General features: G+C 69.7%; 7 protein-coding genes. 5 read left to right on the forward strand and 2 right to left on the reverse strand.

Translation table 11 applies throughout. The features are described from left to right. The 3 genes from D7V88_RS43305 to D7V88_RS36695 all read left to right on the forward strand — a co-directional run. A partial coding sequence (locus D7V88_RS43305) for a hypothetical protein (protein ID WP_120545236.1) occupies positions 1-1,651 on the forward strand: 1,651 nt, incomplete at its 5' end. A 179-nt stretch (positions 1,652-1,830) separates the two neighbouring features. Then, positions 1,831-3,195, forward strand: coding sequence for a sigma 54-interacting transcriptional regulator (locus tag D7V88_RS36690; RefSeq protein WP_120545237.1), 1,365 nt, complete (start codon positions 1,831-1,833; stop codon positions 3,193-3,195). 57 nt (positions 3,196-3,252) lie between these two features. After that, a complete protein-coding gene (locus D7V88_RS36695) occupies positions 3,253-3,900 on the forward strand; it encodes a DUF3332 domain-containing protein (protein ID WP_167509908.1) in 648 nt (215 codons plus the stop codon). 63 nt (positions 3,901-3,963) lie between these two features. Here the strand turns inward: D7V88_RS36695 and D7V88_RS36700 are convergent, their stop codons facing one another. Continuing rightward, entirely contained in the window at positions 3,964-4,515 is a 552-nt protein-coding gene (locus D7V88_RS36700; RefSeq protein WP_120545238.1) for a hypothetical protein, read from the reverse strand. Next, positions 4,512-5,831, reverse strand: a complete 1,320-nt coding sequence (locus D7V88_RS36705) for a hypothetical protein (RefSeq protein WP_120545241.1) — start codon at positions 5,829-5,831, stop codon at positions 4,512-4,514. Before D7V88_RS36705 ends, D7V88_RS36700 begins: the two co-directional genes overlap by 4 nt. Before the next feature lie 183 nt (positions 5,832-6,014). Here D7V88_RS36705 and D7V88_RS36710 point away from each other — a divergent pair, with 183 nt between their 5' ends. Next, a complete protein-coding gene (locus D7V88_RS36710; protein ID WP_120545239.1) occupies positions 6,015-6,665 on the forward strand; it encodes a gluconate 2-dehydrogenase subunit 3 family protein in 651 nt (216 codons plus the stop codon). Continuing rightward, the coding region (locus D7V88_RS36715) for an FAD-dependent monooxygenase (RefSeq protein ID WP_147449026.1) at positions 6,662-7,132 on the forward strand (471 nt) is incomplete at its 3' end. The genes D7V88_RS36710 and D7V88_RS36715, both read left to right, overlap by 4 nt.

A 7,132-nucleotide genomic window follows, 5' to 3' on the forward strand; every position in this document is an offset into this window, starting at 1 on the left:
GGGGTGGGCGGGCTGCGGCGGCGACGACGGCAACACGCGCGAGGTGGATGATCCGGTGGTGCCGGTGGTCCCCGTGGAGGACCCAAGGCTCCCGGATGGCGGCACGCAGGTGCCGGATTCGGGTACGACGGTTCCCGACGCGGGTACGGGCACGGATGCCGGGACGGGCGGAACCGACGCGGGCACGGGCGGCACGGATGCCGGCACGGGCGGCGGCACCGACGCGGGCACGGGCACGGATGCCGGCACCGGGGGGCCGACCGAGACGGTGCAGACCTATCCCCTGCCCTCCGCGCCGGGCTGGACGTTCTACAACCAGGAACTGGGCGCGCCGCGCTACGTGTACGGCATCTCCGCGGACCAGGGCGGCAACGTCTGGGTGGCGGGCGGCGAAGAGGGGCTCTTCCTCATCAAGAAGGGCGAGAACACGATCAAGCGCTTCACCCTGTCCGAAGGCCTGCATCCCTTCGGGCGCATGCGCGACGGCGTGGGCGGTCCTCCGCCGGGCCTCCCGTATCTCAAGGTCATCTCCGTGGCGGGTGGACCCGCGGGCACGGTGTTCGTCGGCTACGCCGGCAAGCCGCCCCAGCCGGGCATGCCCACGTGCGAGGACGAATGGGACCAGTCGGAGCTCGACGGTCGCGAACCGGACGCGAGCGTCTACAAGAGCGGTGACGCGGACAAGGTGACGCTCAAGGCGGACGGCACCCTCGACGTCGTGCACTACGACATCCACACCGGCCCCACCAAGGTGGGCGCGGAGCCGCGCGGGCGCGAGAAGGTCTGCACCATCCACCGCATCGCCTACGACCCGGTGAAGGAACTCGTCTGGTTCGGCGGCAACCATGGCTTCGCCATGGGGGATGCGAAGTTCGATGGCAACGTCCCGTCCTACTGCTGGGATCAGCGTCCGTGGACCACGCCGGGCTTCAAGTGGGAGTTCGTCTGCGCGGGCCTCTACGAGCACGTGCACCCGCACATCTCGGGGTCCAAGGGTGAGCTGCTGTCGGACCGCTACTTCGGCATCGCCATCGCGGAGAACCACGACGTCTTCTTCGGCGGGCAGATCCGCTCCACGCGCTTCCGCTACGGCACGAACGGCGACGACTATTGGCAGGCGCAGGCGGAGACGGAAGACGCGCCCTACAGCGCGAACCGCTTCGACATCTGGGCGGACAAGGTTCCGGACTATCCGACCGCGGCGGACCGCGTGGATGACAACGTCTCCGGCATGGCCATGGCGGGCAACGGCGACGTCTGGGTCAGCTCCTTCTACTTCGGTCTGGCGCGCCTGGGCCCCAATGGCGACGTGCAGGGCAAGGTGATGCAGGACCTGGTGAACTACACGCCCGCCAAGGGCAACACCGCCGCGATGGCCCCCACCTCCGCGGTGGCGACGGATCCGCTGGATGGCAGCCTCTGGGTGGGCGCCAACTGGTGGGGCGGCATCACGCGCCTGAAGGGCGGCGGCACGGTGAAGTACGGCGCGGATGTCTTCGGCACCACGCTCACCTCGGTCAGCGCCGTGTCGGACATCCAGTTCGACCGCTCCGGCGGCAAGCGCCGCGTGCTCGTGTCCTTCGAGGGCACCAAGGTCGCGAAGACGGGCGTCGTCACCCCGGGCCTCATCGGCATCTACGACGGCGACTGACCGGCAGCGGCGTCACGAAAGTACTTCACGGCCGTCCTTCTCATTTTCCGAGGAGGGCGGCCGTGGTGCTTTCCGCCCCGCCGCCATGACGCACCGTGCCCGGCCGTCCACCAGCCGGGCACCGACTTCCGACAGAAAGCACGCGCGGGCCGGAAGGCGACTAGAATGCCGTCCCGTTCATGTCCACCGTCCCTCCCGCCCCCATTCCCGCGCACACCGTCGTCGTCGCTCGTGCGCAGGCGGAGCGGCTGTCCGCGCAGCGCTTCCACCTGGTGCTGCTGGACACCGAACGCGCGGGAACCGTGTACCCGCTCGCCACCGAGGACCTGCGCGTCGGCAAGTCCACGGACAACGACGTCGTCATCGACCACCCCACGGTGAGCCGCAACCACCTGGTGGTTCGCCGCCAGGGGGACCGGTTCCTCGTGCAGGACCTGGGCTCCACCAACGGCACCTTCCTGGACGGCGCCCAGGTGCGCGAAGCCTACCTGCGCCCCGGCGCGCTGCTGGAGGTGGGCGACGTGCGCCTGCGCTTCAGCCCGCAGATGGCGCCCGTGCAGGTGGAGCCCACCGTCGAGGACCGACTGGGCGACCTCGTGGGCCGCAGCGTGCCCATGCGGCAGATCTTCGCACTGCTCCAGCGCATCGCCCCCACGGACTCCACCGTGCTGCTGGTGGGCGAAACGGGCTCCGGCAAGGGCGCGGGCGCCAAGGCCATCCACAAGTTGAGCCCCCGCGCGACCGGGCCCCTGGTCGTGTTCGACTGCGCCAGCGTGTCCGACTCCCTCATCGAGAGCGAGCTGTTCGGCCACGAAAAGGGCGCCTTCACCGGGGCCGTGGGTCAGCGCATCGGCTGCCTGGAGCGCGCCCACGGCGGCACGCTCTTCCTGGACGAAATCGACGACCTCGCCCTGGATCTGCAGCCCAAGCTGCTGCGCGCCATCGAGGACCGGGAGTTCCGCCGCCTGGGCTCCTCCACGCCCATCTCCTTCGACGCGCGCATCGTCGTGGCCAGCAAGAAGGACCTCTGGTCGGAGACGCAGGCGGGCCGCTTCCGCGAGGACCTCTACTTCCGCCTGTCCGTCTTCACCGTCAGCCTGCCGCCCCTGCGCGACCGCAAGGAGGACATCCCGCTGCTCGTGGGCGCCTTCGCGGGCGACGGCCTGTGGCCCCGGCTGCCGGAGAAGATCCAGGAGCAGTTCATGGGGCACACCTGGCCGGGCAACGTGCGCGAGCTGCGCAACGCCCTGGAGCGCGCCCGGCACATGGTGGACATCCCCGGCCTCACCGGGGACAACCTGCTGCGCGAGTTCACCCGCGACGTGCCCTCCCCCGCCGGGGATTTCCTGCCGGTGGAGTTCACCGGGCCGTTCAAGGTCTGCAAGGACGAGCTGGTGCGCGCCTTCGAGCGCGAATACCTCACGCGCCTGCTGGGCCGCGCCCGGGGCAACATCGCCCGCGCCGCCCGCGAGGCGGAGTTGGATCGCAAGCACCTCTATTCGTTGCTGCACAAGTATGGCCTCGTCCAGAGCGAGTCGGACTGACGCTTCGTGGCATGGTGGCGCCCGCTTTCGCGGTCCCCCTACCCCCCTGGAGTGTCCATGACGATGCGTCCGTCCCGCTGGCTGGGCGTGCTGTGCGCCGGTGTCCTGATGATGCATGCGACGGGCTGCTTCGGCTCGTTCAAGCTCACGCAGAAGATCTGGCAGTTCAACAAGGGCATCTCCGGGAACAAGTTCGTCCAGTGGCTGGTGTTCCTCGTGTTCGTCGTCGTCCCCGTCTACGAGATTGGCGCGCTCGTGGACGCGCTCGTCGTCAACAGCATCGAGTTCTGGACCGGCGGCAACCCGGTGAGCAGCGTGGAAGGCGAAGACCCGAACACGCGCATCGTGAAGCTCAGCCCCACCGACACGCTGAAGATGACGCGCGACCTGGAGTCCGGCGTCATGCGTCTGGAATTGCAGCGCGAGGGCCAGGCCCCGCTGGTGCGCTACTTCGAACCGCTGGAGGACGGCATGGTCGCGCGCGACGAAGCGGGCGCCCTGCTCATCCGCGCGCAGGGCCAGGAGGACGGCGCCGTGAAGGTGACGAACGCCACCGGCACCACCGTGACCGTGCATGCCCGGGACGCGGTGGACACCGCGCGGCAGCTCTTCCTGGACGGTGGCGCCCCGGCGCTCGCGCAGTTCGCCACGCACCAGGGACAGCTCTCCCAGGGCATGGCATCCCTCAACACCTGCACGCCCTGAGTCCCAACGCTTGAGGCAAGAGGGCTTCCGGTGCGTGTCTCCGCCGGAAGCCCCGTGACTGCATCAGGGAGCGGGTTCTTCCCCCACCACGTCACCCAGGTCCGGACCGAAGCCCGCGTCGAGCGCGGTGGCGGAGAACGTCCCCTCCAGGCTGCGGCCCGCGCCGTACCCGTCCCCCTTCTTGAACGACAGGGAGAAGTCACCGCGCGTGGGCTGATCCGGATTGCCTCCTTCGTCCAGCACCAGGTCGCCGCGCTCCACCGGGGTGAAGACGCGCGCGGGCTCACCCGCGGCCACGTGCACCACCGAAGCGCGGTCGCGACCGGAAGGCGTGGTGCCACCCAGTTGCACCTTCGTGCCGGGCTTCAGGTCCACGCCTTCGGTGTCCACGGTGAGCCGCGCGACGAGGTCCACGTCCAGGCCGTTGTTGCGGAAGTAGCTCACCTGGAGCGCCTCCGGGTTGCGGCGCACCTCCACGCGCGACACGTCGGTGATGGGGAACAGCTCCGACACGCTGCCGGACAGCTCGTTGTCCCCCCGGCAGCCGACGATGCCCGCGCCGGACACCAGCCCCGCCAGCCCCAGCGCCGCCAGGATGCGTCCCGCGTGGCTCACCGCTCCACCGCCAGCGTCAGGGCCTGGGTGCGACCGGACCGGTAGAGCACCACGCGCTGCCCCGAGGACAGGAACGCCAGCTTCGGCGACCAGCCTCCGTCGAAGTCCACCGTCGTCTCGCGCCACTGGCTCTCCACGCGGCTGGTGATGATGAGCGCGTCGTCCGACGGCGAGCAACTGCCCTCGTTGCGCCCGGACTCCAGCGAGCAGATGTGGAACGCGATGGACGGATCATGCGTCGCCGGATCGAACGCCAGCGACGGATACCAGCCGCCCGAACCTGTCTGGTAGACGGGATCCGGCACCGTCCAGTCTCCCGCCGCCGCGCACTTCGTCCCCGTCTTGCCGGCACAGGAGATGAAGGTGAGGCGATTGTTCGAACGGTCCACCGCCGCGATGCCAAAGCCCACCGTGGGGTCGTACGCCATCGACGCGCCCAGCATCGTGTTGCCCACCGCCTGCACCTGCAGCGGCGGCGTCCAGGTGGTGCCGTCCGCGTTGCGGCGCTGGAAGAAGACGTTCTGGCCCGGTGCGTCCGCGGCCCCGAAGGCCTGGTCGAACACCAGCGCCGGCTGCCCGTCCGCCATCAACATCTGCAGGTGCCCGCCATACGCCCCCTTCTGGTCGCCGCCCGAGGCCACCACCCGGTGCTGCCACGCCGTGGGGCCACCGCTGGCCAGCTCCACGTCGCTTCCGGCCCAGTCCTGCTGGGGGAACTGCCCGTTGTGCCCATCGCGGTACACGACGAGGGCATTGTTGCCACTGAAGACGATGGAGGGATTGAGCCCCACGAGATAGCCGGTATCGCTCACCGGATTGCCCGACACGGCCTGAGCGCCCTCCGTCACCGCGATGCGCTCGGTCCAGGTTCCATTCGCGTTGCGGTAGGACACCGCCAGGTCGCTCTGGAACCAGTAGATGGAGTCGTCGCTGCCGCCGCCCAGGTAGCTCACCGCCGGCTGGCCCGTCGGCGCGAACGCCAGCGAAACACCATACACGCGCTGCACCGTGGCGATCTTCTCCGCGGTCGCCTGCACCTGACCGTCCTTCACCTCGCGGTAGCGAAGCTCGGAGTCCGTGTCGCTCACCTTCACGAAGTACGCGATGCCGATGCGGTCCTCGGGCCCCACCGCCATCGCGATGGAGGAGATGGTGTGCAACTCGCTGGGATCCGTGTCCACCACCAGCCGCACGAACGGAGTCTCCGTCGTGCCCGCATCCGTTCCGGGCTTCGGTCCCGCGTCGGGATTGGCTGGCTTGCCGCCGCCACATCCCAGCGCGAGCGCCGCACCCAGTAGCCACGCGTGCCGTTTCATGCGGTTCTTCTCCTTGGTCAAAGTCGGCCTGCTTGAGCACGCCATCCTATGCCAGCCGTGCGACTTCCAGGTCGGACAAGCCTCGTGGTGCGAGCTTCCTGCACCCCGGCGGTGGGCGGCCAACCGACTCCGGGCCCATCCTCGCACCGTGGAGGATGCGCATTTGGGCTAGGCTGCCAGACCATGGCTCGCGCGCGTTCGCTCCCCCGACGGTTGTCCCGGCGCACCTTCATCCAGCGCCTCACCTTCTTCGGCGGTGGCGTGGTGCTGCTGGGCGGCGCCGCCTGCAAGCGCTCCAAGGATCCGGAGCCAGCGAAACCTTCCGAGCCTTCTGGAATCACCGCCACCGGTCAGGCCCTGCGAACCTTCTCCGCCTTCGAGTACGCCGTCGTCGTCGCGGCCACCGAACGCCTCCTGCCCCGCGACGAGGACCCCGGCGCCCAGGACGCGGACGTGGCCCTCTACATCGACCGCATCCTGGAGACGCAGGGCCTGGAGTCCATGCACCGCGACTTCCTCCAGGGCCTCGCCGCGCTGGAGCGCCGCGCCGACCGCATGTTCCAGAAGGGCTTCGCCAAGGCGACGCCCGCCCAGCAGGACGAGCTGCTCGCCATCTTCAAGGACAGCCCCGCCGGCAGCGGCGAGGCGCACTTCTTCGAGCTCCTGATGACGCTCAGCCTGGAGGGCTTCCTGGGCGACCCTTCCTATGGCGGCAACAAGGGCCGCGTGGGCTGGCGCCTCATGGGCTTCGACACCGTGGGCACCGTCGCCATGGCGCCCCCGGAGGGCTACGACGGTCCCAAGTGCCTGCGCGAGTGCGGAGGCCACCCGTGAAGGCGGTCGACGTCTGCATCATCGGCAGTGGCGCGGGCGGCGCACCGCTCGCGCTGGAGCTGGGCCGCGCGGGCTTCAAGGTCGTGGTGCTGGAGAAGGGCCGGCACTACCAGCCCAAGGACTTCGTCCACGACGAGATCCTCAACAGCCGCCGCAACTTCTTCATGCCGCTGCCGTGGGATGAACCGCACCTCGTGCGCCACGGCGCCAAGGCCCGCTACGAGCGCAGCAACGTCGCGTGGACCGCCAACTGCGTGGGCGGCGGCACCGTGCACATGAGCGGCTACTTCTACCGCCTCAAGCCGGTGGACTTCCGCCTGCGCTCCACGCTGGGCGCCGTCCCCGGCACCACCGTGGCGGACTGGCCCATCTCCTACGAGGACCTGGCGCCCTTCTACGACAAGGCCGAAGCGGAGATGGGCGTCTCCGGCCACGCCGTCCCCCACCCCTTCGCGGAGCCCCGGAGC

The organism is Corallococcus terminator (genome assembly GCF_003611635.1).
Taxonomy (GTDB): Bacteria; Myxococcota; Myxococcia; order Myxococcales; family Myxococcaceae; genus Corallococcus; species Corallococcus terminator.

Coding starts and splice junctions, on each gene's coding strand:
- D7V88_RS36695 (WP_167509908.1), top strand. CDS start 3,253: ATGACGATGCGTCCGTCCCGCTGGCTGGGCGTGCTGTGCGCCGGTGTC.
- D7V88_RS36690 (WP_120545237.1), top strand. CDS start 1,831: ATGTCCACCGTCCCTCCCGCCCCCATTCCCGCGCACACCGTCGTCGTC.
- D7V88_RS36710 (WP_120545239.1), top strand. CDS start 6,015: ATGGCTCGCGCGCGTTCGCTCCCCCGACGGTTGTCCCGGCGCACCTTC.
- D7V88_RS36705 (WP_120545241.1), bottom strand. CDS start 5,831: ATGAAACGGCACGCGTGGCTACTGGGTGCGGCGCTCGCGCTGGGATGT.